At 37.9% G+C, this 23709-nt stretch carries 27 protein-coding genes, 1 tRNA gene and 1 other RNA gene; 20 read left to right on the forward strand and 9 right to left on the reverse strand.

All coding sequences use genetic code 11. From position 1 onward, the window contains the following. Positions 1–110 precede the first annotated feature (110 nt). Together CBF29_RS11330 and CBF29_RS11335 are read right to left on the reverse strand one after the other, a co-directional pair. Positions 111–740 (reverse strand): AcpB/EbpR/MafR family transcriptional regulator, encoded by a 630-nt coding sequence (locus CBF29_RS11330; protein ID WP_126809840.1) that lies wholly within the window; start codon positions 738–740, stop codon positions 111–113. A 69-nt stretch (positions 741–809) separates the two neighbouring features. Continuing rightward, on the reverse strand, positions 810–1019 hold the full coding sequence (locus CBF29_RS11335; protein WP_126809841.1) for a hypothetical protein: 210 nt from the start codon (positions 1017–1019) through the stop codon (positions 810–812). Positions 1020–1468: 449 nt separating this feature from the next. On the opposite strand from CBF29_RS11335, the gene CBF29_RS11340 reads away from it, so the two are divergent. Beyond that, positions 1469–2158, forward strand: a complete 690-nt coding sequence (locus CBF29_RS11340) for a zinc metallopeptidase (RefSeq protein WP_126809842.1) — start codon at positions 1469–1471, stop codon at positions 2156–2158. Positions 2159–2226: 68 nt separating this feature from the next. Then, positions 2227–2592 carry a hypothetical protein gene (locus tag CBF29_RS11345; protein ID WP_126809843.1) on the forward strand — a complete coding sequence of 122 codons (366 nt, stop codon included), beginning with the start codon at positions 2227–2229 and terminating at the stop codon, positions 2590–2592. 48 nt (positions 2593–2640) lie between these two features. Here the strand turns inward: CBF29_RS11345 and CBF29_RS11350 are convergent, their stop codons facing one another. Further along, entirely contained in the window at positions 2641–3420 is a 780-nt protein-coding gene (locus CBF29_RS11350) for a PHP domain-containing protein (protein ID WP_126809844.1), read from the reverse strand. 34 nt (positions 3421–3454) lie between these two features. Beyond that, positions 3455–4321, reverse strand: coding sequence for a PucR family transcriptional regulator (locus CBF29_RS11355; RefSeq protein ID WP_126809845.1), 867 nt, complete (start codon positions 4319–4321; stop codon positions 3455–3457). A gap of 301 nt (positions 4322–4622) precedes the next feature. On the opposite strand from CBF29_RS11355, the gene lepB reads away from it, so the two are divergent. The 4 genes from lepB to ffs all read left to right on the forward strand — a co-directional run bounded on the left by lepB (position 4623) and on the right by ffs (position 7490). Next, positions 4623–5192: a signal peptidase I gene (gene lepB / locus CBF29_RS11360; RefSeq protein ID WP_126809846.1), complete on the forward strand. Its 570-nt coding sequence runs from the start codon at positions 4623–4625 to the stop codon at positions 5190–5192. 3 nt (positions 5193–5195) lie between these two features. After that, entirely contained in the window at positions 5196–5699 is a 504-nt protein-coding gene (gene tadA / locus CBF29_RS11365; RefSeq protein ID WP_126809847.1) for a tRNA adenosine(34) deaminase TadA, read from the forward strand. Continuing rightward, positions 5700–7358: a MutS-related protein gene (locus tag CBF29_RS11370; protein WP_126809848.1), complete on the forward strand. Its 1659-nt coding sequence runs from the start codon at positions 5700–5702 to the stop codon at positions 7356–7358. Positions 7359–7392: 34 nt separating this feature from the next. Next, positions 7393–7490: signal recognition particle sRNA small type (gene ffs, locus CBF29_RS11375), an RNA gene on the forward strand. 271 nt (positions 7491–7761) lie between these two features. On the opposite strand, the gene CBF29_RS11380 is transcribed toward ffs, so the two are convergent. The 3 genes from CBF29_RS11380 to CBF29_RS11390 all read right to left on the reverse strand — a co-directional run bounded on the left by CBF29_RS11380 (position 7762) and on the right by CBF29_RS11390 (position 9379). Next, positions 7762–8067 carry a DUF898 family protein gene (locus tag CBF29_RS11380; protein WP_126809849.1) on the reverse strand — a complete coding sequence of 102 codons (306 nt, stop codon included), beginning with the start codon at positions 8065–8067 and terminating at the stop codon, positions 7762–7764. A 96-nt stretch (positions 8068–8163) separates the two neighbouring features. Continuing rightward, positions 8164–8544, reverse strand: coding sequence for a YxeA family protein (locus tag CBF29_RS11385; RefSeq protein ID WP_126809850.1), 381 nt, complete (start codon positions 8542–8544; stop codon positions 8164–8166). A gap of 403 nt (positions 8545–8947) precedes the next feature. Then, entirely contained in the window at positions 8948–9379 is a 432-nt protein-coding gene (locus CBF29_RS11390) for a LysM peptidoglycan-binding domain-containing protein (RefSeq protein WP_126809851.1), read from the reverse strand. Positions 9380–9834: 455 nt separating this feature from the next. On the opposite strand from CBF29_RS11390, the gene CBF29_RS11395 reads away from it, so the two are divergent. The 10 genes from CBF29_RS11395 (at position 9835) to CBF29_RS11440 (ending at position 16834) form a co-directional block, all read left to right on the forward strand. Next, positions 9835–10407 (forward strand): LOG family protein, encoded by a 573-nt coding sequence (locus CBF29_RS11395; RefSeq protein WP_211334291.1) that lies wholly within the window; start codon positions 9835–9837, stop codon positions 10405–10407. Positions 10408–10415: 8 nt separating this feature from the next. Continuing rightward, positions 10416–11090, forward strand: a complete 675-nt coding sequence (locus tag CBF29_RS11400) for an NAD(P)H-dependent oxidoreductase (protein WP_126809852.1) — start codon at positions 10416–10418, stop codon at positions 11088–11090. A gap of 12 nt (positions 11091–11102) precedes the next feature. Beyond that, complete coding sequence (locus tag CBF29_RS11405) at positions 11103–11285, forward strand: hypothetical protein (protein ID WP_126809853.1); 183 nt, start codon at positions 11103–11105, stop codon at positions 11283–11285. A 134-nt stretch (positions 11286–11419) separates the two neighbouring features. Then, the gene (locus tag CBF29_RS11410; protein ID WP_126809854.1) at positions 11420–12169 is read left to right on the forward strand and encodes a metal ABC transporter ATP-binding protein; all 750 of its coding nucleotides are present in this window, start codon (positions 11420–11422) and stop codon (positions 12167–12169) included. Beyond that, positions 12153–13004, forward strand: a complete 852-nt coding sequence (locus CBF29_RS11415) for a metal ABC transporter permease (RefSeq protein ID WP_126809855.1) — start codon at positions 12153–12155, stop codon at positions 13002–13004. Before CBF29_RS11410 ends, CBF29_RS11415 begins: the two co-directional genes overlap by 17 nt. Next, entirely contained in the window at positions 13001–13936 is a 936-nt protein-coding gene (locus tag CBF29_RS11420) for a metal ABC transporter substrate-binding protein (protein WP_126809856.1), read from the forward strand. The genes CBF29_RS11415 and CBF29_RS11420 overlap by 4 nt, the downstream gene beginning before the upstream one ends. 286 nt (positions 13937–14222) lie before the next feature. Then, positions 14223–14744 (forward strand): translation initiation factor IF-3, encoded by a 522-nt coding sequence (gene infC, locus CBF29_RS11425; protein ID WP_126809857.1) that lies wholly within the window; start codon positions 14223–14225, stop codon positions 14742–14744. A 26-nt stretch (positions 14745–14770) separates the two neighbouring features. After that, positions 14771–14974, forward strand: coding sequence for a 50S ribosomal protein L35 (gene rpmI, locus CBF29_RS11430; protein ID WP_126809858.1), 204 nt, complete (start codon positions 14771–14773; stop codon positions 14972–14974). 37 nt (positions 14975–15011) lie between these two features. Beyond that, positions 15012–15371 (forward strand): 50S ribosomal protein L20, encoded by a 360-nt coding sequence (gene rplT, locus CBF29_RS11435; RefSeq protein ID WP_126809859.1) that lies wholly within the window; start codon positions 15012–15014, stop codon positions 15369–15371. 245 nt (positions 15372–15616) lie between these two features. Next, positions 15617–16834, forward strand: coding sequence for a sensor histidine kinase (locus CBF29_RS11440; RefSeq protein ID WP_126809860.1), 1218 nt, complete (start codon positions 15617–15619; stop codon positions 16832–16834). Positions 16835–16947: 113 nt separating this feature from the next. Here the strand turns inward: CBF29_RS11440 and CBF29_RS11445 are convergent. Continuing rightward, a tRNA-Thr gene (locus tag CBF29_RS11445) sits at positions 16948–17020 on the reverse strand. 476 nt (positions 17021–17496) lie between these two features. Here CBF29_RS11445 and CBF29_RS11450 point away from each other — a divergent pair. The 4 genes from CBF29_RS11450 to nrdG all read left to right on the forward strand — a co-directional run bounded on the left by CBF29_RS11450 (position 17497) and on the right by nrdG (position 22815). Then, positions 17497–18414 carry an ABC transporter ATP-binding protein gene (locus CBF29_RS11450; protein WP_126809861.1) on the forward strand — a complete coding sequence of 306 codons (918 nt, stop codon included), beginning with the start codon at positions 17497–17499 and terminating at the stop codon, positions 18412–18414. Continuing rightward, complete coding sequence (locus CBF29_RS11455) at positions 18411–19505, forward strand: ABC transporter permease (protein WP_126809862.1); 1095 nt, start codon at positions 18411–18413, stop codon at positions 19503–19505. The genes CBF29_RS11450 and CBF29_RS11455 overlap by 4 nt, the downstream gene beginning before the upstream one ends. Before the next feature lie 477 nt (positions 19506–19982). Beyond that, the gene (gene nrdD / locus CBF29_RS11460; RefSeq protein WP_126809863.1) at positions 19983–22175 is read left to right on the forward strand and encodes an anaerobic ribonucleoside-triphosphate reductase; all 2193 of its coding nucleotides are present in this window, start codon (positions 19983–19985) and stop codon (positions 22173–22175) included. Positions 22176–22212: 37 nt separating this feature from the next. Continuing rightward, positions 22213–22815 carry an anaerobic ribonucleoside-triphosphate reductase activating protein gene (gene nrdG / locus CBF29_RS11465; protein ID WP_126809864.1) on the forward strand — a complete coding sequence of 201 codons (603 nt, stop codon included), beginning with the start codon at positions 22213–22215 and terminating at the stop codon, positions 22813–22815. Positions 22816–22860: 45 nt separating this feature from the next. Here nrdG and CBF29_RS11470 read toward each other — a convergent pair whose 3' ends face one another. Continuing rightward, a complete protein-coding gene (locus tag CBF29_RS11470) occupies positions 22861–23529 on the reverse strand; it encodes a hypothetical protein (RefSeq protein WP_126809865.1) in 669 nt (222 codons plus the stop codon). Positions 23530–23709 lie beyond the last annotated feature (180 nt).

Consider the following 23709-nt stretch of genomic DNA (forward strand, 5'->3'; position numbering starts at 1 on the left):
TTTGTCAAAATTGACGGCAGATTTTTTGCGCCTTTTTTTAGCTTACAATTTCAATTCGCTAAGATTCAGCTTGAAAAACATTAAAGCCATACTTTTTAAAAATCATATAATTATTCAGTAGGCATTAAGTAAATCAACAGCATATCATCATGATGTCCTTTAGATGATTCAAAAAAATGATCAAAAATAGATCCGGCTAACGCTATGATTTTTTGACGGTTGAAGTCAAATGGCCAAGAATGGATAAAATAAATTTCATTGAAATAACTCGTAAAAAAATAACGTACATGAATTTCATGAATGTTAGCTATATGTAAAGGTCTTTTATCTAGAACCAGTTCATACTTTCTGATGGCCCGGCTGATTTGACCGGCCAGGCGATGCAAAGAAGACTGGCTGATGTATACTCGTTCTTCCCAGTCCTCCAGATTGATTGTAGGGTCAAAAAATATTTTTTCCAGCAAAATAAAAGCTTCTGAATTTTTGACAATATCATGGTAAATGATTTGTGCGTGACTGCTGGGCGGTGTACTTAAACGTACGCCATTTTTTTTTGACGTTTCGATAATAATATTTGGATACCAGTTTTCTTTTAGAAACTGTACATCACTATTGATCGTCCGCAATGACGCGTTATTCTTTTCAGCTAATTCACTGGAACTTATCCAGCTAGAACTATCATTGAGTTGTTCTAAAATCGCCAATCTGCGCCTAGTTGAATTATCTAGTAGCTTACGCATACGGTGTCATTCCTTTCGATAGAAAATCACCCATTCTTTCATAGGAGGCATTTGTCCAAGATATCTGTTTCAGTCAGACAGCATATCCTTCATGACAAGATAATAGTTTTTAAAAGAATTTGGATGAAGTAAGGCTGTTTCTACCAGTGTGGTGAAGAAACGTATGAACTGTCGTTTTTGTTCTTGTTTAAAATAAATGGTTTCCAAAAAATCATGAGCAATCGTGACTTTAAGGAACTGGTCGGTTATTTCTAACTTGATATTTTTAAAAACAAACATAGCATCCTCCCGTTAAGAACAAAATAACTAAAAAACAAATATAAGTTTAATATACCCTTTTCTTTATCTTATTACTAGAAATTAAATCGTTTTACTATAAAATATGCATAACAGTATTTTTCATCCTATGTATAATTGTCTCAAATGTCAAATGAAATGAACTGAATGAGCGCAACAGTATTGAGAAAATTAGTGCATATAAGAAAGTGGTGTAAAAAAGACACTAGCTTGATAAAAGTAGAAAAGATAAAAACTATTGACCATGTCAGAAAGGACGGAAGGATTTTTTTTTGGTACTGGGAAAGCAACCGCCCTAGAAAAAGAGCTTGTCTGCCAGGGGGGGAAGATATTATGATTAAACAAAAATTCTAGAATGCAAATAGTGTGATTATCTTTCATGACACGGTATAATTAGGATATAGCATAAGGAAAGAAGGAGGGAAGAAAGTATGCTACCATATTTTTATTTCGATCCGACTTATTTTTTAGTCATCATAGGTGCGGTCATCTCCATGGCAGCCTCGGGCTATGTCAATGCGACGTTTGAAAAGTATAGTTCTGTCAACAATCGCAGTGGCCTGACTGGAGACGACGTTGCCCGTCAGATTTTGAGCAGTGCTAATATCAATGACGTGGCTGTTCAAAGAATCAGAGGCTCGCTGACAGATAACTATAACCCAAGAGAAAAAACATTAAATTTATCTGAAACTGTAGGACCTTCACGTTCTGTTGCTGCTATTGGTGTAGCGGCTCATGAATGCGGTCATGCGGTCCAGCATGACACACATTTTTTTCCGTTGGCATTAAGAAATGCCATCGTACCAGTCGTTAACATTGGTGCCAGTTTGTCATTTCCGTTGATCATACTGGGAATGTTTTTATCTGGAAGACTAATTCAAATCGGTATTTTATGTTTTGGCTTGGTGCTAGTGTTTCAAATCATTACATTGCCAGTTGAGTTTAATGCGTCCAACCGTGCGATTCAAATTTTAAGGGCAGATAATTTATTAACAGAGGAAGAGCTTGCTGTGGTCAAAAAAGTATTGACGGCGGCAGCGTTAACCTATGTCGCAAGTACTTTGGCAACAGCACTTCAGTTTTACCGGTTACTGTTGATTTTTGGCAATCGTCGTGATTGAGTTGATAGTTTGGACACAGGTATTTTTAGTCAGAAGTTCAGTCGCTTAAAAAAGAGGAGTTGAAATCAATGAAGAAATCACCTTGTGCTGCCACTGCCACTTCTACAAAAGTAATAATCGGTGTAGGGGTTGTTGCTGCAGTTGGTGCAGGCATTGCAATTGTTTCATCCAAAAAAGTGTATAGACAACTGACACAACGCCAAAAGAAAAGAGAATTAAAACAATTTGTTGCTGAAAATTTGGGTAATAATCCTAACTTTATTAAAATTGTTGATTCTTTGTCCCCGCAGGAAATTGAAACCTTGACCAAAGTTTTAGAGAAAGTCGATGAACGGAAAAAAAATATTCGAATTGAAGGATTGACTATTCAAGAATTAAAAGAAGAAGTCAAAAAAATGTTTGTCCGTTTGTTAGATAATTTTTCCATTCTATAAAAAAACGACTCTCATGTTGAAGCGGCTGCTTCCATGAGAGTCGTTTTTTTATAATGGGATTTGTACGCGTTCTTTCCCGATAAACAATGTGAGACTTTTGACGTGATGGGCTTTTAGTTTAGCTGACATTTCCTCAAAGGCTAATTGATAGTCGGCTGCCTGATGGGCATCAGAGCCTAAACTGAAATACTTGCCGCCTAGGTTTTGATAGAGAGCAATAGCATAATCATACAGACTTTCTTTTTGATATTTTACAAAGCTTTTTGAGTTCAGTTCCAAAGCCATTTCTTTTTCGATGACTTTCTTAAAAACTGTGGATAGCTGGTCCTCGAAATGTTCAGCAAATTCTTTAACTGTAAAGTCAAAGCGGCGGATGCCATAGTCAAAATGAGCTAAAATGTCTGCTTCATGGAAGTTGGTCAGCACATGCGTCATAGCCTCAAAATATTCTGTTGTCACAGCGATTTTATCCTTGCTCAAGACGATATCGTCCATGTAGTCGAAGGTGCCGTTTTGGTGAATACTTAACAGTTTTAAATCATAGGGTCTGGTAGACAGATAGTCTATTATTTCTTGCTCTTGTCCCGGAACGATGCCAAGCTCGATGCCTTTTAAAAATTTTGTCGGAAAAGACTGTTCCAATTCCGAGATTTTTTTTGTATACAAGTTGTAATCGGGAATACTGTCCTGAAAATTTTCTGCAGGATTTTTTAAATCAAAATGTTCTGTGCTGACAAAATACTCCGGTTGATATTTTAAATAATTTTCAAATGTTTCATCTGCATCAAAGGAAAAATATGTATGCAAATGCTGGTCATGATAGTTCATATAAGCCACTCCTTTTTTTATCGAAATTAAACGATTATTTTTTATGTTGGACAAACAAATAAGCTAAAACAAGATCATCCATGGACTTTAAGGACAGGGAGGTTTGTTCATGGAATTTTTCGATACGGTAACGCAGGGTGTTGCGGTGCATAAACAATTCTTTGGCGGCAGAACTGATATTTCCCTGATTATGCCAAAGCGCCTCAATGATTTTCGCCATTTCTGGTTCTAACGCAATCTTTTCAGCGAAGTAAGTCATCAATGAGCTGTTTTGAAAATTTTTCTTAGTTAAGTAGGACAGGGAAAGCTCTGCTATTTGGACAGCCTGATTATACTTTATTTGATTTTGTTCAGATAAAAAAATCGTCATTTGTTCATGGAAAAGTTTTTTGAACTCCTCATCCAAAGGCAGGAAGACACCGACAAAAACTTTGCCTTTTATGCCAAAATCACTTTCTAATGTTTTCAGAATCCCTTCGATTTCTTCCAAGGAGTAGCGGTTTTTATCTTCTTTTTCTATCAGGACACCGAATGAAGGAGACACAAAAAAACTTGATACAGGTTGATTAAACATATTTTCAAAGGCTAATAGCCACTCTTTATTTTCCTCTTTATTTTCAGAACTTAAAAGAAACTGGATACTTCTGAAATTTCCTTTTTCTGGGGGGAGTGCCCCATCAAAAAATAAATAATGATGCCAGTTGTTTTCCGGCAATTCTGTGCCTTGTTCGAAGTACTCCTGTTTGATGTTAGTCAACAATTTGACTTCCGTCTCACTTAATTCGGCTTGAGGAATAGCCAAGTAGTCCGTCGCCGTCTTGATTGCCAAATAAGTCTGGTCGGGTTTTTGGGATGTGAAAAAACTGTTTGGGTATATTTTTTTTAAAAATGCAATGTCCATAGGTGCTCACCTTTCAACGTGAAAATATCATTACGTTTATTTTAACATATTATGCCCGGGAAAATTTTGCAATCTGACATGATAGGTAACAAGAAAGCTATTTGTCAGCAATACAGTAAGCAGAAATAAAAAATACCTAGAGAAATAAAAGAAGTCTCATTGTGGGAGGAGGTGAAAATGTTCTATGTTCAATTGTTCTGCCAATCGAACTATAGTAAACTAGGGTGACAAGCGCTAAAATCAGCCATCAGATGTTATGAATTCTAAAGGCAATAATCAATGGACAGGGATGTGTGAAAATATGATCAAAAGACAAGATAGTTCAAAGAAAAAACATAGAAGCTGGTGGAATCTGTCAGACACCTTATTTTTTTTGGGGGTGCTAACACTCATCATTATCCAGTTTTTATTTTTTCGTCCGGTAAAAGTGTCAGGCGTTTCAATGATGCCTACATTAGAAGATGAAGATTTGGTAACAACTTCCTATGTAGGAGATGTTGAGCGATTCGATATCGTGACTTTTCTTCCTCAAGGTGTCGAGGACCATTATATCAAGCGGGTGGTGGGCTTGCCCGGCGAGACGATATACTATCAAAATGATCAGTTGTTTATTAATGGACAACTAGTGGAGGAACCTTATCTAACGTCATCAAAAGCTGAACTCAGGGCGGGAGAATCTTTGACAGCAGATTTTCACTATGGCGATGCAGAACGCCTGTATGTGATTCCAGCCAATCATTATTTTGTTCTAGGAGATAATCGGCAACATTCAACAGATAGCCGGAAAATTGGACCGGTTGAAAGAGACAAGACTTTTAGAATCATGAACTATCGCTTGTTGCCTTTTGAAAAGCTTGGAGTGGTGGATTAGAAGATGAAGATGGCAAGTTCTTTTACAGTTGAAGAAAAAGAATTTTTTATGAGAGAAGCACTTCGAGAAGCCGGTTTAGCCCAAGAAAAAGGCGAAGTTCCTATTGGGGCGGTGGTTATCCACAAAGGAGAAATCATCGGCCGAGGTCATAATTTAAGGGAGACCACACAAAATGCTATCACTCACGCTGAAATGCTGGCGATTCAGGAAGCCTGTGATGTGATTGGCAGTTGGCGACTGGAAGACTGCCAAATGTTTGTGACACTGGAACCGTGTATCATGTGCAGCGGTGCATTAATTCTATCTCGCGTGGATGAAGTGTATTACGGAGCCGCAGACCTAAAAGGAGGCGGTGTGGAAAGTCTTTACCACCTCTTGACGGACCAGCGATTGAATCATCGGGCGTATGTAGAAAAAGGTGTGCTGGAAGAAGAGTGCCGGTTACTTCTGAAAAACTTTTTTAGAGCACTCCGACAAAAAAAGAAGGGAAAAAAAGGGGAAGAGTAGATGAATGAAAAAATAATGATGGGAATTCTCGCGATCGGGATAGTGGGCTTTATCTTATTTGTAAGCTGGAGAGATCAGCAGAGATTGAAAGAAAAAATAAAACGTGAATGGGGAAAAGTGCCCAAGTCAACGGCAGTAAACGTGGATGATGAAAATAGTTTATATGAAGTATGGCAACTGCACGTCCAAAAGAAAAATTTGACAGCATTGCTTGACGATACTACGTGGTATGACTTGGACTTGTCACGTTTATTTAAGGTACTCAACGGCACACGTTCCAGTATAGGCGCCGAGTGGCTTTATTCAAAGCTGCGTCAAAATGATTATCGGCAGAAAGAGCAAAAAGATTTCCGCCAGCTCGTGGATTTTTTTTACGAGCATCAAGGGGAAAGAGAAAAGATGCAATTTGCTTTGGCTAAAGTGGGAAAGAAAAATGAAAATCATGTTTGGAAGTATTTATATGATGACGATCTGTCTTTTATTAAACATTCTTGGCTTTTTTATCTGGCAGGCGGTGCAACGTTAGTTTCTCTCTTATTATTTTTATTTACGTTTGAAGTGGTTTTTGGCGTTCTAACACTATTTCTTGTCTGTGTGAATATGGGCACCTATTATTATTACAAAGGTAAATTGGAAACAGAATTGGTTGTGATGGGTTACCTTGTGAATGTCTTATCTACTCCAGAAACAATGAAAAAACTTGACTTTCCTTTTAAGAAAGAGATGACAGAGTATGCGAAGCTTTTTAATAGCGTCCGAAAAGTCGGCTTTTCGTTTCGAGTAAAAGGTGATACAGATGCGGAAGTTTTTTTTGAATATCTTAACATGATGTTTATGGTTCCCTTTATCTCTTACAATATCGTGGTAGATAAAATCAAAAAATATCGGCAAGAAGCAACCGCTTTAGTGGAATTGTTAGGGGCTGTAGATGCTGCCATTGCAGTAGCCAATTTTCAGAAATTACTGCCTTATTACTGCAGGAGTGAATTTATCAGCGATAAAAAAATTCAGGGGCAAGGTGTGTACCATCCGATGTTGACGGAACCCGTAGCCAATGACGTTTCTCTTGAACAGTTTAATTTGGTGACTGGTTCAAATGCATCCGGGAAATCCACTTATGTCAAGAGTGTGGCAATCAATGCAATTTTATCCCAAACGTTCGGAATAGCATGTGCTGAGAGTTGGCAGATGCACCCCGGTGAAATTTATACATCAATGGCGATCAAAGATGATATTTTTAAAGGAGAAAGCTACTTTATTTCTGAAATAAAATCAGTAAGACGTATTATTCGTGTGATTGAAAATGGTCATTTCTGCTACGCTTTTGTGGATGAAATTCTTAAAGGAACCAATACAATCGAAAGGATCGCTTCATCCTCTCATATAGTCGAGTGGCTGAGCCGACAGGATTGCTTGGGATATGTGGCGACTCATGACATCGAATTGACGGAAATTTTAGGGGAAAAATGTCATAATATTCATTTTCGTGAAGTCGTTATGGATGACGGGGACATCACGTTTGACTATCGCTTGCATCAAGGGCCGTCGCAAACTAGAAATGCTATCGCCTTGTTGGAACGACTGGATTATCCAAAGGAAATAGTCCGTCAAGCCATTGAGTCCGCCAGTGCTTTTGAGAAAAGCCGGCAATGGCATTGATAAAAGACTAGCTTTTTTATTTAAAATAGGTTAGAATGATTAAGGGCAATGGTGAGATTGCCAAGCGTGTCAGGTCTGGAAGGAAGCAGCACTACGCAGTTGTCACCATGTGCCTATTTTTTTGTCTTTAAATCGAGGTTTGTAGAGGTTTAAAGTGTGTAAAAATGACAAAGTAGCATAAAATTTGCATTTATAAATTCAGATTATTTAGTCGGTCAACGATGACCGTTTTTTGTTTGACCAGATTTTAAACAAAAATCGAAAATACTGTTTCAATTTATTCGCAATATGAAGGTCAAAAATATTTATGAACGCTAGCCAAATAAGGAAAGCTAAACTTTTATCAGTTTAGCTTTCCTCATTTGAACATGCCTTTACCCGTCAAGATTGAGGAGTGTTTTTTTTAGCTTATAGTATGTGTGTGCATAGTTCTCCATTGTTCCAGTTTAATATTTAGCCAAAAACTATAAATACCTAATGTGACAATAGTTAATAATAGCCATTTAATCCAATTTCCAAATAATTGCATAGCTGTGCCGTCAAAATACAGGCGTTTACCATCAATCACGGTATGTTTGATTTTCCAATTATACATCATACAAATCCCCCAAGGAGCACAAATCCCCAGCGTTAAAACCGTGATAAGCCAAGACAAAATCGCTGTCCCCACATACGTAGCAAGTCCACCATCAAAATATGATTCTTTCATTGATTACATCCTCCAGTGTGTTCTAATATCTTTTACAATCTTTAAATTTTAAAAAAATTCCCAACCAGTATTTACCGTACTGGTTGGTTTTTCGTTTTATTTAAGCATAGGTTGAATTTCTTTTGGGACGTCATCCAAAGAGATTACTTTTTTTTCAATGATACGTTTATCACTAGCGTTAAATTTAAAAACAGTTCCTGCCTCATAAGGGGACCCGTTTGCATTTTGACCTGAGACGATGATATTAAAATTCAGCTCCCGGCTGTTGCCATCTTCATCAAAAGCAGTGACTGTATATTTGTATCCTTGGCCTAATGACCGATCACTATCATCTACGATCGTTGTTTCTTCAGGTAGAGGGGCTTCAAGAATCCCAAAGTAGTCTTTTCCCACATAAGTCGATTGATAATAATCCCAACCTTTCCAGCCAACAACGCCCAAGATTAAAACTCCTATTAAAACAATTACTTTTTTCATTGATATTGCCACCTTTATTATTTATTTCCTTAAGAATAATATACCAGCTTGAAAAAAAGTACATTGGACTTAAGAACCATTTTTTATTAGGTACTGGGTACAGTAAGACCGAGTCTAATGTTCAGGGACTTTAGCTGCTATCGCTAAAGTATATGAATGTTGATTTCTGTGCTCTCAGCAGCATCTGGCAACTGTCAATGGCTGAAAATATAGAAAACTGCCGAATGATTTTTTGAGAGGAAGCATTCCTGATAAATTTCTTTTAGTTGTTGGTAACATCAAAGAATCTCTACCTAGATTTTGGTTATCGAGAACCAATTAAAACAAAAAATCTTGAAGTCTGTGTCGTCATTACCAGACTTCAAGAATGAGTGTTTCTTCGCTATCGTTGCTCTCAAGGTGTTTACTTGATTGTTAATGTTTGTCCGGCAGAAAGGATATTGCTTTCCAAACCGTTTAACGTCATTAAATCGTCTATGCTGATTTGATACATAGCAGAGATAATAGTCAAACTCTCCCCAGGTTGTACCACGTGTATCTCAGGGGAAGCAGATTCATAGGTGGTGCTTTGCGCCACTGCAGAAGGCTCTGCGACCTCTTCTAGTTGTGCATTGGCACTTGGTTCAGCCGTGTCTTTTTGGTCTGCTTTAAGTTGGTTGTTAACCTTCTTTTCAAGCATTTCTTGTCGATAAATCAGGTAGCCTACTCCTAAACTATTTAGAGTTAAAAGTAAAATGATAAATAAGAACCATCCTTTATTTGAACGACTTGAGTTCATTTTTCTTGGTCGGCTTCTATCAGACAGACGGGACAGATGTTCCCTGTTTTCTTCCATTAATAATTCGCTCCTCTTCACTCTCCTCCGTTCATTATACAATAATTATTTTAAAAATAAAGACATAAAAATGTTATTGATTAATTAATTTATTTCTTTATGAGCCTATTTTATAAGATTAGTCTATAAATAAAATATTATTAATATCTTTCAGACAAAAAGTTAGATAAATATGTGGACTTTAAAAAGGAAATTATCGTTCTATGACACAAGGTGCTTATCTCGAAAGCTTCTTTATTTAGATTTTATTCAAGCATTGCTTGGCTTACCTTACCTGCTGCGCTATCTCGATTATCCTTTAGTTGCACCGAAGGGATACAAAACTTTTTAAATTTTTGAGCAATTTTTAGAAAAAATTATCGAAAAGATGATAGCATAGGAGATGGTCATCTTCCGTTAAAAAGGTGCAAGTCTCTTCATCGGAAGGATGATAATTAAGTAAAAGGAGTTTGAAGATGATTAAGCGTATTGCGGTTTACTGCGGTTCAACAGTCGGAGAAAATCCTATTTATGGGGAAAAAGCATTAGAACTGGCAGAATGGATGACTCGCCATCAATATGATCTGGTGTATGGCGGAAGCAAAATTGGTTTAATGGGTATCCTTTCTACGCGGCTTTTAACAAATAAACGAGAGGTCTTTGGTGTCATGCCGAATTTCCTAAAAGATAAAGAATTGGCGCAGGATAACTTAACACAATTGTATATGGTGGACGACATGCGTCAGAGGAAGCAGAAGATGATGGATTTGTCAGATGCCTTCTTGGCAATGCCAGGGGGACTTGGAACCTTGGAGGAAATTGCTGAAGCTATTTCTTCAAGTCGCATCGGTTTGCACCGTAAGCCTTCTGTCTTTTTTAATGTGGACGGCTACTATCATGCGTTAGAAAGTTTTTTTGATACAATGACAGCTGAAGGTTTTCTAGATGAGGAAAACCGGCGAACGGTGCTATTTTCAGACTCATTGGAAGAGATTTATGACTTCATTATAACTTATCAGCCGCCAAAAACCGGAGTTTATGACAAGTAGGTGATCAATTGAAAACATTAATTATTATTTCACATCCAGATATTGCCGGTTCACACTCGCAGCAATTTTTGCTTGAGGGGATAACCCGTCAGAAAAATATTACTGTCCACCACCTAGAAACCCTGTATCCAGACGGTAAAATCAACATAGAAGAGGAACGACTTCTCGTTGAACAACATCAGCGAATAATTTTTCAATTTCCACTGTATTGGTATAGCTCGCCGGCAATGTTGAAGCATTGGCAGGATGAGGTGCTAGAGGAAGACTTGTTTGATAGGTGGAAAGGAAAAGACTTTGGTTTGGTCGTCCTTGCGGGAATACATGAAAGAGAATTCCGCGCAGGTGGTAGGGAAAGAGTGACGATGGATGAGTTAATGCGCCCTTTTCAGACAGTTGCGAATAAATTTGGGTGGCATTATTTACCCGTGCTGAGTATCCATCAGTTTAATTATCAAACAGAAGAGGAAAGAAAAGCATTGCTTGTACGTTATCAACAATTGTTGACTCTGCCGAACGAATCTTTAAATGAAAGAACAGACTGGTTTGTCCGGCACTTACGAAAGTTGTCTGAAGAAAAAACAGACTCTGTACAAAAACAACGACTCGCTCACCTCGTTGATTTACTCCTTGCGAATCAAGAGGAAATTGAAGACTTGAAAACCACATTAGATGAGTTGGATTAGAGGTATGAATATATGGAACAAAATAAATGGATTGAGGAAGAACTTAAAATACTCACCTCAGAAGCTGGAAGCTATCAAGAAAAAGCTTTGATGCAAGAGCTGGGGAAACTGATTGACGAGCAAGAGGTTCGTATCGAGAGACTTCGCGGAGAGATTGACGGTGTCATGTGGAGTCCAAACAAGTGGAAAGAATAAAAAAATAGTTGATTGGCTTTAGAGGAGAGAGAATCTCCTCTTTTTTTATTGGAAGAATTAAAACGCTCCTTTAATTTTAAGGCTTGCCTAAAAAAGTTTTGTGGTATACAATACAAGGAGAAAGAAGGGGTAACATGATTGAAGTGAAGGACTTGGATGTGTCTTATTTTGGAAATAACGTTTTTAATAATCTTAATGTTTCTATTCCGTTGCATCAATCAACGGGAATCATTGGGCCAAACGGCGCCGGCAAATCAACTTTGCTCAAGGCAATGCTGTCGGTTGTTGCAAAAAGTCATGGGGAAGTTTTAATTGACGGGGAATCCATTGGAAAATTTCAAAAAAAAATAGCCTATGTGCCTCAACGAAGCGATGTTGATTTGACTTTTCCGATTACTGTTTATGAAACTGTGTTGACAGGGACATTTCCCACATTGTCTTTTTTTAAACGTCCAGGTGAAAAAGAAAAGCAGATGTCGTTGGAATGTTTGAAGAAATTATCTTTGGAAGATTTAGCTGACCGTCAAATTGATGCACTTTCTGGCGGACAGTTGCAGCGGGTGTTTATTGCGAGAGCACTGGCTCAACAAGCAGACTTTTTATTTTTGGACGAACCTTTTGCCGGTATTGACATGCTTAGCGAACGGTTAATTCATGAGGTACTAGACGAATTAGTTAAAAACGGGAAAACGATTTTGACCGTTCACCATGATTTGAATAAGGTGAAAAATTATTTTGATTATTTACTAATTGTGAATAAAAGAATCGTCAGTGCCGGGGAAACTGAAAAAACATTTAATATTAAGAATATCCAGAAAGCTTACGGACAGCAGTTTGGCGACGTACTATTTTCTAAGGAGGGAGACCATGGAGTGGCTGTTTAGTGTGGCAGATTATTTTAATATGCCGGTCAGTATGTTGACGGCGCTCTTGGCATCTGTGATTTTGGGGATTACGTCAGGTATCCTTGGAAGTTTTATTGTGTTAAGAAGACTATCGCTGATGGGAGATGCCTTATCCCATGCGGTATTGCCCGGAGTTGCCGTGTCTTATATGCTGGGTATCAATATGTTGTTTGGTGCTACTTTTTTTGGACTGCTTGCGGCAGGCTTGATCGAATTTATCACGAAAAAAAGTAAAATAAAAACGGATGCGTCGATTGGTATCATCTTGAGCAGTTTTTTCGCGCTGGGGATTATTTTGATTACAAAAGCCGAAAGCGGCACAGATTTGAATCATATTTTATTTGGTAATATTTTAGCTGTGACCCCAAATGAAATTTTACAATCTTTCATTATTCTTATCATTGTACTGGTAATCATCACAGTATTTTATAAAGGTTTTTTTGTGACATCTTTTGATCCGGTGGTTGCCAAAACCTACGGGATGAACACGAATTTCTATCATTACTTGTTGATGTTTTTATTAACTATTTTTACTGTATCAGCGTTGTCTCAAGTGGGTATTGTGTTAGTTGTGGCCTTATTGGTTACACCAGCGACTACAGCCTACTTATGGTCCAAACATCTGAATCACATGATCATTGGAGCGTCTTTACTGGGAGTGATCAGCGGTGTAGGCGGTGTGTTGTTGAGCTTTAACTACAATATCCCCACTAGTGCGGCTATCGTATTGATTGGGGCAATTATTTTTGGAGTTTCGTTTGTATTTTCACCCAAAAATGGATTTTTTAAGCAGAGAAAGAAGGTTATTGGATGAGAAGAAAAGTATATATTTGTTTGTTAACTATCGTCAGCATGTTTGCTTTGTCAAGTTGCGGCACTAAAAAAAATGAATCAGAAAATGCGTCACCTGCAGATGATCACCTGCAAGTAGTTGCCAGTTATTCAGTGATTGCTGATATGGTGGAGCAAGTCGGCGGGGATAAAGTGAGTGTGACTAGTATTGTCCCTCGGGGAACAGACCCTCACAGCTATGAGCCTACGCCCGAGGATACTTTAGCCATAGAAAAAGCAGACGTGATTTTTTACAATGGCTTAAATTTAGAAACTGGCAAAGGCTGGTTTGATAAACTAATTGAAAACGGTCGTAAAGAACAGGTGACTTTTCAAGTAACTGAAGAAATTACTCCAGAGTATTTGTCAGAAAAGGGACAGGAGACACAGGAAGATCCTCATGCTTGGCTGTCGTTGGAAAATGGCATTCGCTATGTTGAGACTATTACGGATTATTTAATTAAGGTGGATGGAAAAAATAAAGATATCTATCTTGAAAATGAGGAAGCTTACATAAAAAAATTGGAAGAACTGAATCAGACAGCCCATGAAAAGTTGTCTAGTCTACCGGGAAATAAAAAAGTCTTAGTGACCAGTGAAGGGGCATTTAAATATTTTGCGAGAGAATATGGACTAACAGCAGAGTATATCTGGGAAATCAATACTGACACGCAAGGCACACCGGATCAGATTACTAGAGTCGCAAAAATTATCAAAGAAAATGATATTCCCGCATTATTTGTTGAGACGAGTGTCTCGCCTAAAACAATGGAAGCCGTCTCCCGTGAAACGGGTGTAGAAATTTTTGAAACGATATTTACTGATTCTCTTGCGAAAGAGGGCACAGAAGGAGACAATTATTACGATATGATGAAATGGAATATTGACAAAATTTCAGAAGGTCTTTCTCAGTAGAGCAAGGAAAGCTTGGAGATGTTTTTCTTCAGGCTTTTTTATCTGCTGCTATTTATAAGAGGAGAAGGCATTTTTTTGTTGACAATCTGTTTTACAACTGGTATTATTGAAAGGTCGAGAAATCAAGCAGAAGCTCCCGCTTCTCGCCTTAGTTGATAAAAGTCACTGGGCTAGATAAACTTCTTATGCAGAGGACAAGTAATTCTGTGTGAGGACTATTTGCGGGTTCTTTATAAAAAGAACTCTTTTTTTCTGCATTTTTTCTCTGAAAAACATAGAGAGGTGAATGACCATAGCAAAAGATATGATGGTAAACGACGGTATTCGTGCACGTGAGTTGCGACTTATTTCTCAAGACGGCGAACAGTTGGGTGTAAAGAGTAAAACAGAAGCTCTTCGGATAGCAGAAGCTGCGAATCTGGATGTAGTGCTTGTTTCTCCTAACGCTAAACCGCCAGTAGCTCGGATTATGGACTACGGGAAATATCGTTACGAGCAGCAAAAGAAAGCTCGTGAGGCTCGCAAGAAGCAAAAAGTAATTAATGTTAAAGAAGTTAGACTTAGTCCGACCATTGAGGAAAATGATTTTAATACTAAATTGCGCCATGCACGGAAGTTTTTGGAAAGTGGAGACAAAGTGAAAGCATCTATCCGCTTCAGAGGTCGTGCCATTACGCATAAACAAATTGGTCATGATGTCTTGTCACGCTTTGCGGAAGAAATCAAAGATATTGCCGATGTTGAAGTAAGGCCTAAAATGGAAGGCAGAAGCATGTTTCTAATGTTAGCACCAAAAACAGAGAAGTAAGGATTAGATTTTGAGGAGGAAATAAAATGCCAAAAATGAAAACTCACCGCGGACTTGCTAAACGTGTTAAACGTACAGGTGGCGGCGGATTAAAAAGATATCGTGCATTCACAAGTCACCGTTTCCATGGTAAAACTAAGAAACAACGCCGTCAATTGCGTAGACCTAGAATGGTATCTGCAGGCGACTTCAAACGTATTCGCCAACAATTGACTTACATGAAAAAATAATATGTAAAAGAAACGAAAACTTGAGGAGGAATTAAAAATGGCACGTGTTAAAGGTGGATATGTAACCCGACAACGTCGTAAAAAAGTGCTGAAGTTAGCTAAAGGCTACTACGGTTCTAAACATACATTATATAAAACAGCAAAAGAACAAGTGATGAAATCATACAGCTATGCGTATAGAGATCGTCGTCAGAAAAAACGTGATTTCCGTAAATTATGGATCGCACGTATCAATGCCGCTGCTCGTATGAACGGCATGAGCTATTCTAAATTGATGCATGGCTTGAAAGTTGCCGGCATTGACATCAACCGTAAAATGTTGGCTGATTTAGCAGTGAATGATGCAGCAGCATTTACTACACTTGTTGATCAAGCAAAAGCAGCAGTTGCTGAATAATGGCTTTTAATAAAAAAGACTTTGCCCATTTTGGCAGAGCCTTTTTTTGATTGTAGTGCTTTTTATTGACGATGAGATTGAACGATTTGCTTAGTTTTTTTCAAAGATAATTGGTAAATGATTAGTTGGAAAATAACGACGAGTAAAATCATCAAGCCATCAAGCTTTAGCGTCAGCCAATCACCGCTGCCTAATTGATTGTCATTTCCCCCTTGCCTCTGAGTTTTGGGGTTGGGTCAGCTTATATGCTATATTTGCTTATTCGCAGTTTTTTTCCGCTAAAGGAAAACCATCTTTGGAAAGGTCTTGTATTAATCGGTTTTGTTTCTGTCATGACTACTCCTTCCTATTCCAATGAACGGCTTACGGTTATTATGCTGCTCTTCGTTTTGTTCTCTTTAGCGGTTGTGCTGTCATTTGAGGGGACTTTCGTTCAAAAAATCTCTGTTGCGGTGATTTTGTATCCAGTGGTGCAAGGCAGCAGTTATCTATTCTATGATTTGGGTTTTCAGCTGTGGTTATTGCTAAATGGGAATCCTGTGACGGATAGTTTTTTGCATATTGCTTCCTTTTTATTGAAATTTTTATTTTGGGTACTAATATATAAACTGTTTAAAAATCGTATTCGAAACAGCAGTACCTTTCTGAATCATAGAATGTGGCTGATCATGGTATTAATCAGTCTAGCTTCATTTATTTCATTGCAAAGCCTGATTTTATTCGCCCCGCAACAGGCGGTTTTGATTTATCCTGCGTGTTTGGCTTGTATTTTAACCAGTCTGGGAATTATTTATCTGATTGGCTATATGGCTGATACGGTTAAAATCGATTTGGAAAATCAGCAACTCAAACTTCAAGAGACTTATTATGAAGAATTAGCAGACAATCAATTGGAAATAAGAAAAATCAGACATGACATGAATCATCATCTGAGTGTGATCGGGGTGTTGATAGAGGCGGGAGACTTTAAACAAACACAAGATTATTTTGATCAACTGTCGCTGCAATTGTCCTCATATGGCAAAGAGTTCTGTGAGAATAGTCTAGTCAATGCGGTCATCAATTCCAAATACAGTAAATTTCAAGAACATCATGTGGACACTTTTTTGAATATCTCAATTGACGATGCGCCGGCAATCGATGATATCAGTCTTTGTACCATTTTTGCCAATACGATGGAAAATGCTCTGGAAGCGGTCCTTACTATTGAAAATCCCGAAGAGAGAAAAATGAAAATTCAGGCGAGATACCAGAATGGCTATTTCAGCTATAAAATTACGAATAACAAAGGAAATGACATCAGAGAGACTAAAGACGGGCTGATAACTACTAAGGAAAATAAAAAAGCCCATGGATACGGGCTCAAAATAGTAGAATCTGTCGTTAACAAGTACAATGGGACATTTGATATTTCTCACAACGAAAATGAGTTTTCCTTAGTGATTCTCATCGGTAATATCTAAATAAAAAAGCTGCCAACAATCTTAATGAAAATCTTAAACAAAGCACATAAAAACATCCGGTATTTTCAAATCAGGTTAATTCCTGTTAAGAAAATTTCGGATGTTTTGTCTAGTGCCGGCTACAGGAATCGAACCTGTGACCCCCTGATTACGAATCAGATGCTCTACCATCTGAGCTAAGTCGGCAAAAATAAACCTGTATACGATTATAACACTTTTTGAATAAAATGGAGAAATTTTCTGCAAAAAAATCCCCGACTTTCGTCAGGGGAAAGGAGATTTATTTACTTTGGAGGAGTAAATAATGAAAAGAATGTTAGGGTTGTTTGATTGGTATGACACTATCATAACTTTTGAATGTGAAAAAAGTATGAATCAATTGCTAGAAAAACATGACAATCTCAAGAAATATTTTTTGCCGTAGATTAATTGATTACCGTTACAGGGAGCCCTGAGATATTTTTAAAATTATTTACTAGAAATCGTGAAAGTATGTATCCGCTGACAGTATTTTCGCTTTTGTTTCAAAATAAGAGATAGATTAGGACTAAAGGTGGATTTCTATCGTCTTTTTTTGACGTATACTAAGAAATATATCAATGGTTCACTGTCGCTTTTAGATAATACGAGTTGGGATGAATCATAGTTTGAGGAGGGGTTAGATGTCGAAGACAGTTTTACAGGTTAAAAACTTGTCGAAACAAGTAGGGAAGAAAAAAATTCTTCGCAGTATTAATTTTGAAGTATTTGAAGGAGAGGTCTTTGGTCTTTTGGGACCCAATGGTGCAGGAAAAACGACAATCATCCGCTCGATTGTCAGCTTGATTCGAAGAAATTCCGGGAAAGTATTGATTAATGGGAAAGATGTCAGCGAAGATTTTAAAGGGACTATCAGCGAAATCGGAGCAATCATTGAAAATCCGGAATTTTATATGCACTTGTCTGGATGGGAAAACTTGCAGCAATTTGCTCGAATGAGTCGTAAAGATATTTCTGAAGATTGGCTGAAGGAAGTCGTTGCTCGTGTGAAATTATCCGACGCGATCCATCAGAAAGTTAAGACATATTCATTGGGAATGCGGCAGCGTTTGGGCTTGGCTCAGGCGTTGTTACATAAACCGGCAATTTTAATTTTAGATGAACCTACCAATGGCCTAGATCCGCAGGGGATGGCGGAATTTCGTGAAATCATCCGAGAACTTTCTGCTCAAGGCACCTCGGTATTGATTTCAAGTCATTTGCTTAGTGAAGTGCAACAAATCACCGATCGTTTTGCTATCATTGATAAAGGGGAACTAACTCATATAGAAAAAATCAGCGATGTGGAAGAAGAAGCTCATTCGAAGTATTTCTTTAAGGTATCAGATACCACAGCTGCTGCTATCGTTTTTCAGTCCTTATCCTTGCCGTCAAAAAATTCTGAAAAAGGCTGTTTGGAAGTGGTGGTGTCTGAACAGCAAGTGCCTCAGGTCATTGAAGCATTGGTGGCTCAAAGTGTAGGTATCTTTGCCGTATTTGCCAAGACTGCTTCTCTTGAAGAACGCTTCCTTGAATTAACGAATGGAGGACAAGGAATATGATTGGATTGATAAAAAACGAATTGATTAAATTATTCAGCCGGAAATCAAGCTGGGGGATGCAAATCATCTTAGTGCTATGTATGTTCGCCATGGCGTTTATGTTTACAAAAAGTAACGAGTCTATGAAGCAGTATTACAAAGAGGACGGGGTTGTTGAGTTTAACGGAGGAATGACTGCGTATAAAAAATCTGACGGCACCTTACTGACTGAGGATGAGTACTGGCAGTCTGATGACATCGGTGAAGCTGAAGTCGCAGAAGTATCCTTGACGTTAGATGAGACGATTGATTTTTTAAACAATAAATTGGAAAATTATCAGGACAAGCCTAAAGTTCATGAGAAGGAACTGTTAAAATCGACTAAGAAACAGTTGGAATATTATCAAGCTTATCATGACCGCGGTATAACTCCTCCTAATCCGCAAGAAGGAAGTACCAGCGCATTTTTCTTCAGCCTGTTCGGTCAAATTTATGTACTGCCAACACTTTTTTCTGTCGTAGTCGCCAGTATGATTATTGCAGCTGAATTTACCAGCGGAACAATAAAATTACTGTTGATACGTCCCTATACAAGAATACAGATTCTTTGGTCAAAGTATTTTGTGACACTTATTTATGGCGTTCTTTCTTCTCTCGTGATGGCGGCATCGGCATTTTTATTCTCATTTATGTTGCCAAGCCAGCCGTTGAATGCTCCTCTTGATGTAATGACAGGTGCAAAAACTGCTTTAACAGTCGCAGGGCAATTATTTGCCAGCAATTTCTTGCTGATGATTCTATATATCACGATTGCCTTTTTCTTTTCAGCAGTGATTCGCTCTCAGGCGTTAGCTGTGGGCGTGGGCATGGGGATTTTATTCTCTGGAAGTATTCTCGGTCAAGTTTTGCCTGCCATTATTGAAAAGTATGATTGGCTGAAATGGATTATTTTTAATTTGTTGGGACTAAATAATCAGGTCATCGATGCCAGCTATTATGTAGGCGGGAATTTGAGTATTACGGCAACAGTGGTCGGGATTATCGCCTATATTATTGTGATTTATGCCGCAACTCTCTTTCTATTTAATAAGCGTGATGTGGCTTTGACTTAGGACGTGACCGTTGGTTTGCAGGGAAACTCTCAATAGTGTCATCTTGTGAAGAATTTGAAATTTATAAACAAAATTGCTTCTGAAATGTCAGAGAAAACTGATGTTTTGGGAGCATTTTTTACGATTTTTTTTGTTAAGGCGGTCTTGTAGGGGGAAAAGGGAAAAATAAAAAGGAAATAATTTTGTCGAAAGGCTGATTTTTCATGGCGCTGAATTTTTCAACTGTTTGTTGAAGGGGGACAAGGATAAGATGGTTAGGCTGAGGAAAATGTTTTGTTATGGTGAGATCAGAATTATTTTTTCAGCTTTTATTAGAGCTGAAGACGGGCTGCTAAGGCGAGTTTTCACCATTCAGAAGGATTCGTCTCACCCCTATATGTTGTGTTTCTTATTAAAAATAAGTGTATTTTAACGCAAGATATAGTTGCTTTTTCTTTATGTGTACGATAGAATATTATGAGTGAAAGGGTGGTAGAGATGCTAAATATTGTACATAAGGATAATGAACTTTTAAAAATGCACAACATGCTTCATAAAATAAAGGTCGTGAAACGAGATGGTCGTTTAGTTGATTTTGATGACGAAAAAATTTATGAGGCTTTACTAAAAGCAGATAAAAAAATCCATGGAGAGTTACGTCCTTTTGGAGAGGAAAGAATTCGTGAAATCGTTATGCTAGTCGATCAAGAAATCGCTACTCGTTTTCAAGTGGATATTAAAATTTATGAAATTCAAAATATTGTAGAGCAAACGTTACTTGATCAAAGAGAATATGCTTTAGCAGAGGAGTATATTAATTACCGTACGGCTCGTGATTTTTCCAGACGCAAAGATACGGATATCAACTTTACAATTGGCAAACTGATCAATAAGGATCACACGCTGGTGAATGAAAATGCCAATAAAGACAGTAATGTGTTTAACACACAAAGAGACTTGACAGCAGGTATCGTGGGCAAGTCTATCGGGCTGCAAATGTTGCCGTCTCACGTAGCCAATGCTCATCAAAAAGGAGATATTCATTACCATGATTTAGATTATCATCCCTATACCCCAATGACAAATTGCTGCTTGATCGATTTTGAAGGCATGCTCAACAGCGGATTTAAAATCGGTAATGCAGATGTGGAACCATCTAAATCTATCCAGACGGCTGCGGCACAGATTTCTCAAATTATTGCCAATGTGGCGTCTAGTCAGTACGGTGGTTGTTCTGCTGACCGGATCGATGAATTGTTGTCTCCTTTTGCTGAAAAGAATTATAACAAGCACATGAAAGATGCTGAGCAGTGGATCGAAGATAAAAGTAAACATGATGAATATGCTAAAGCTAAAACAGCTAAAGACATTTATGACTCCATGCAGAGTTTAGAATATGAAATCAACACATTATTTACTTCAAATGGTCAAACACCATTTACCTCTCTAGGCTTTGGCTTAGGGACAGACTGGTTTGCCCGAGAAATTCAAAAATCGATTTTCAAGATTCGTATTCAAGGATTGGGCAAAGAAAAACGTACAGCGATTTTCCCTAAACTGATATTTACGATCAAAGATGGTTTGAATTTGAAACCAAGTGATCCGAACTACGACATTAAAGAGTTAGCCTTAGAATGTGCAACGAAACGGATGTACCCGGATATTCTAAACTACGATAAAATCGTTGAGTTGACTGGAAGTTTCAAAGTGCCGATGGGTTGCCGTTCTTTCTTGCAAGGCTGGAAAGATGATAGTGGACAAGACGTAACTTCAGGTCGGATGAATTTAGGAGTCGTAACTTTGAACTTGCCTAGAGTTGCCTTGGATGCTGCCGGAGACAAGAAGAAGTTTTGGACCGTCTTAGATGAAAAACTTCAAATATTGAAAGACGCTTTATTGTATCGTATTGAGAGATGTCGTCAAGCTCAACCTGAAAATGCCCCGATTCTTTATATGTACGGCGCTTTCGGCAAACGCTTAGGAAAAGGCGACGATGTCAATCAATTATTTGAAAATAAACGTGCGACGATTTCTATGGGATATATTGGTTTGTACGAAGTAGCAGCAAGTTTCTACGGCGGAAATTGGGAAAACAATCCAGAAGCCAAAGAATTCACCTTAGAAATCATGAAGTATTTGAAGCGTCATGCCGACGATTGGGGAAATGAGTATGGCTACCACTTTAGTGTCTACAGTACCCCAAGTGAGAGCTTGACAGACCGCTTCTGCCGGTTGGACACAGAAAAATTTGGTGTGGTAGAAAATGTGACAGACAAAGATTATTACACAAACAGTTTCCATTACGATGTGCGTAAAAATCCGACACCATTTGAAAAGCTTGATTTTGAAAAAGATTATCCTCAATATTGTTCAGGCGGATTTATTCATTATTGTGAATATCCTGTGCTTCAGCAAAATCCAAGAGCTTTAGAGGCAGTATGGGATTATGCTTATGATAAGGTAGGTTATCTTGGAACAAACACACCGATAGATCATTGCTATGAGTGTGATTATGAAGGTGATTTTACTCCAACAGAAAAAGGATTTGAATGTCCAAATTGCGGCAACAAGAATCCAAAAACCTGTGATGTAGTGAAAAGAACTTGCGGTTATTTAGGTAATCCGCAAGCAAGACCAATGGTTCACGGACGGCATAAAGAAATTTCTTCCCGTGTCAAACATATGAAGTAGTTTTTCAGGATTTAGAAGGGTTAACTGAGGTGAGTGAATGAGAAATCCGCAACCAAAAGAATGGGAGTCAGCGGACTATAGCCAAGATTATTATGCAGACTATAAAGCTTTTAATTTTGTTGACGGAGAAGGTGTCAGATGCAGCCTTTACGTGAGCGGATGTTTGTTTGCTTGCGAAGGCTGTTATAATAAAGCCATTCAAAGTTTTCGCTATGGCCAGTTATATACTAAAGAAGTTGAAGATCAAATCATGGAAGATTTGTCGCAAAACTATGTCCAAGGAATGACATTGCTTGGCGGAGAGCCGTTTTTAAATACGAAAATTTGTTTATCCCTGGTTCAGCGTATGCGCCAGACCTTTGGTGATACTAAAGATATTTGGGCATGGACAGGCTATACCTTTGAAGAGCTGTTGCTGGAAACAGAAGACAAGGTGGCATTGCTTCATGAAGTAGATATTTTAGTAGACGGTCGTTTTGAACTGGCGAAAAAAGATTTAAAGTTGCAATTTCGCGGCAGCAGCAACCAACGTATCATTGATGTGAAAAAGTCATTAGAAACGCAGCAAATTGTCCTTTGGGAGAAATGCGTGGACGCGGAAGATACTTATGAGCAAATAAAAAAATCAGCATTGATATAAAAAAACACTTGAAATCACAGGAGAAACTGTTGATTTTAAGTGTTTTTATTCTTTCAGAATAACAACCACTTCAGCGGAATTGCTGATTTTATTTTGCGTGGTCTTCCAATTAAAACTAAATTCTTTCACATCCTCAGGCGCTGATAGTGTATAGACTGGCGCAATGACATTACCGCTGACAGTTTCTCCAGCAGCAATATTTCCATCCCTGAGAACAGGGTTTGAGTTCACTGGATAGCTTTCTTTATTGACAGTAAATTTTAACAGTGAAGGATAAATTTGCACATCAGTCTGACTTTGATTTTTGACTTCGAAAGTGACATCAAGTAAACCATCACCGAACATTCCCATTTCCTCCATGTTCTCCTTAGACAGGATAGCCAGTGTGATGTTTTTGATAGTAACATTCAAACCATCGGCAGAAAAAGACTCGTTTACTGAAAAAACTTGTGTGATTTCACCTTCATATTCCTCACTGGTTTCTTTGTTTGCCGATAAAATAACAGACTGGTTATCAGAATCTTTCGTTTGAACGGAAGATTCTGTTTCCTCCAGTTTCAGACTTTTTTCAGTTGTTTTTGGATTAGCTGGGGTGATAGCAGATGGGACTGGAGAAAAAATGATGATTCCTTTTAAAAAAATAGCCAAGAGGGTTAGAAAGATAGCAAACCCGTTTAAAATCAGCAAACTTTTAAAAGAATTAAATTTGAACATATCATTTCCCCCCTTCTTTCAGAACGTTATGTATGTGATTATAACATTTTATGATTTTATTATAAATGAGTTTCTTTATTGGGCTATTAATTAGAGCGGGTGATTTAAGTTTAGTGGGTTGAGTACCAATTTTTAAAAGTAAAGATAATTTCTCTATCACTTAATCAGTGCTATACTGAT

It is taken from the genome of Vagococcus elongatus (assembly GCF_003987645.1).
Lineage (GTDB): Bacteria > Bacillota > Bacilli > Lactobacillales > Vagococcaceae > Vagococcus_A > Vagococcus_A elongatus.

Coding starts and splice junctions, on each gene's coding strand:
- CBF29_RS11415 (WP_126809855.1), top strand. CDS start 12,153: ATGGAGTGGCTGTTTAGTGTGGCAGATTATTTTAATATGCCGGTCAGT.
- nrdD (WP_126809863.1), top strand. CDS start 19,983: ATGCTAAATATTGTACATAAGGATAATGAACTTTTAAAAATGCACAAC.
- CBF29_RS11410 (WP_126809854.1), top strand. CDS start 11,420: ATGATTGAAGTGAAGGACTTGGATGTGTCTTATTTTGGAAATAACGTT.
- CBF29_RS11345 (WP_126809843.1), top strand. CDS start 2,227: ATGAAGAAATCACCTTGTGCTGCCACTGCCACTTCTACAAAAGTAATA.
- CBF29_RS11355 (WP_126809845.1), bottom strand. CDS start 4,321: ATGGACATTGCATTTTTAAAAAAAATATACCCAAACAGTTTTTTCACA.
- tadA (WP_126809847.1), top strand. CDS start 5,196: ATGAAGATGGCAAGTTCTTTTACAGTTGAAGAAAAAGAATTTTTTATG.
- CBF29_RS11385 (WP_126809850.1), bottom strand. CDS start 8,544: ATGAAAAAAGTAATTGTTTTAATAGGAGTTTTAATCTTGGGCGTTGTT.
- CBF29_RS11395 (WP_211334291.1), top strand. CDS start 9,835: ATGATTAAGCGTATTGCGGTTTACTGCGGTTCAACAGTCGGAGAAAAT.
- CBF29_RS11450 (WP_126809861.1), top strand. CDS start 17,497: ATGTCGAAGACAGTTTTACAGGTTAAAAACTTGTCGAAACAAGTAGGG.
- CBF29_RS11370 (WP_126809848.1), top strand. CDS start 5,700: ATGAATGAAAAAATAATGATGGGAATTCTCGCGATCGGGATAGTGGGC.
- rpmI (WP_126809858.1), top strand. CDS start 14,771: ATGCCAAAAATGAAAACTCACCGCGGACTTGCTAAACGTGTTAAACGT.
- CBF29_RS11455 (WP_126809862.1), top strand. CDS start 18,411: ATGATTGGATTGATAAAAAACGAATTGATTAAATTATTCAGCCGGAAA.
- CBF29_RS11330 (WP_126809840.1), bottom strand. CDS start 740: ATGCGTAAGCTACTAGATAATTCAACTAGGCGCAGATTGGCGATTTTA.
- CBF29_RS11440 (WP_126809860.1), top strand. CDS start 15,617: ATGCTATATTTGCTTATTCGCAGTTTTTTTCCGCTAAAGGAAAACCAT.
- nrdG (WP_126809864.1), top strand. CDS start 22,213: ATGAGAAATCCGCAACCAAAAGAATGGGAGTCAGCGGACTATAGCCAA.
- rplT (WP_126809859.1), top strand. CDS start 15,012: ATGGCACGTGTTAAAGGTGGATATGTAACCCGACAACGTCGTAAAAAA.
- CBF29_RS11335 (WP_126809841.1), bottom strand. CDS start 1,019: ATGTTTGTTTTTAAAAATATCAAGTTAGAAATAACCGACCAGTTCCTT.
- CBF29_RS11405 (WP_126809853.1), top strand. CDS start 11,103: ATGGAACAAAATAAATGGATTGAGGAAGAACTTAAAATACTCACCTCA.
- CBF29_RS11350 (WP_126809844.1), bottom strand. CDS start 3,420: ATGAACTATCATGACCAGCATTTGCATACATATTTTTCCTTTGATGCA.
- lepB (WP_126809846.1), top strand. CDS start 4,623: ATGATCAAAAGACAAGATAGTTCAAAGAAAAAACATAGAAGCTGGTGG.
- infC (WP_126809857.1), top strand. CDS start 14,223: ATGACCATAGCAAAAGATATGATGGTAAACGACGGTATTCGTGCACGT.
- CBF29_RS11470 (WP_126809865.1), bottom strand. CDS start 23,529: ATGTTCAAATTTAATTCTTTTAAAAGTTTGCTGATTTTAAACGGGTTT.
- CBF29_RS11340 (WP_126809842.1), top strand. CDS start 1,469: ATGCTACCATATTTTTATTTCGATCCGACTTATTTTTTAGTCATCATA.
- CBF29_RS11420 (WP_126809856.1), top strand. CDS start 13,001: ATGAGAAGAAAAGTATATATTTGTTTGTTAACTATCGTCAGCATGTTT.
- CBF29_RS11390 (WP_126809851.1), bottom strand. CDS start 9,379: ATGGAAGAAAACAGGGAACATCTGTCCCGTCTGTCTGATAGAAGCCGA.
- CBF29_RS11380 (WP_126809849.1), bottom strand. CDS start 8,067: ATGAAAGAATCATATTTTGATGGTGGACTTGCTACGTATGTGGGGACA.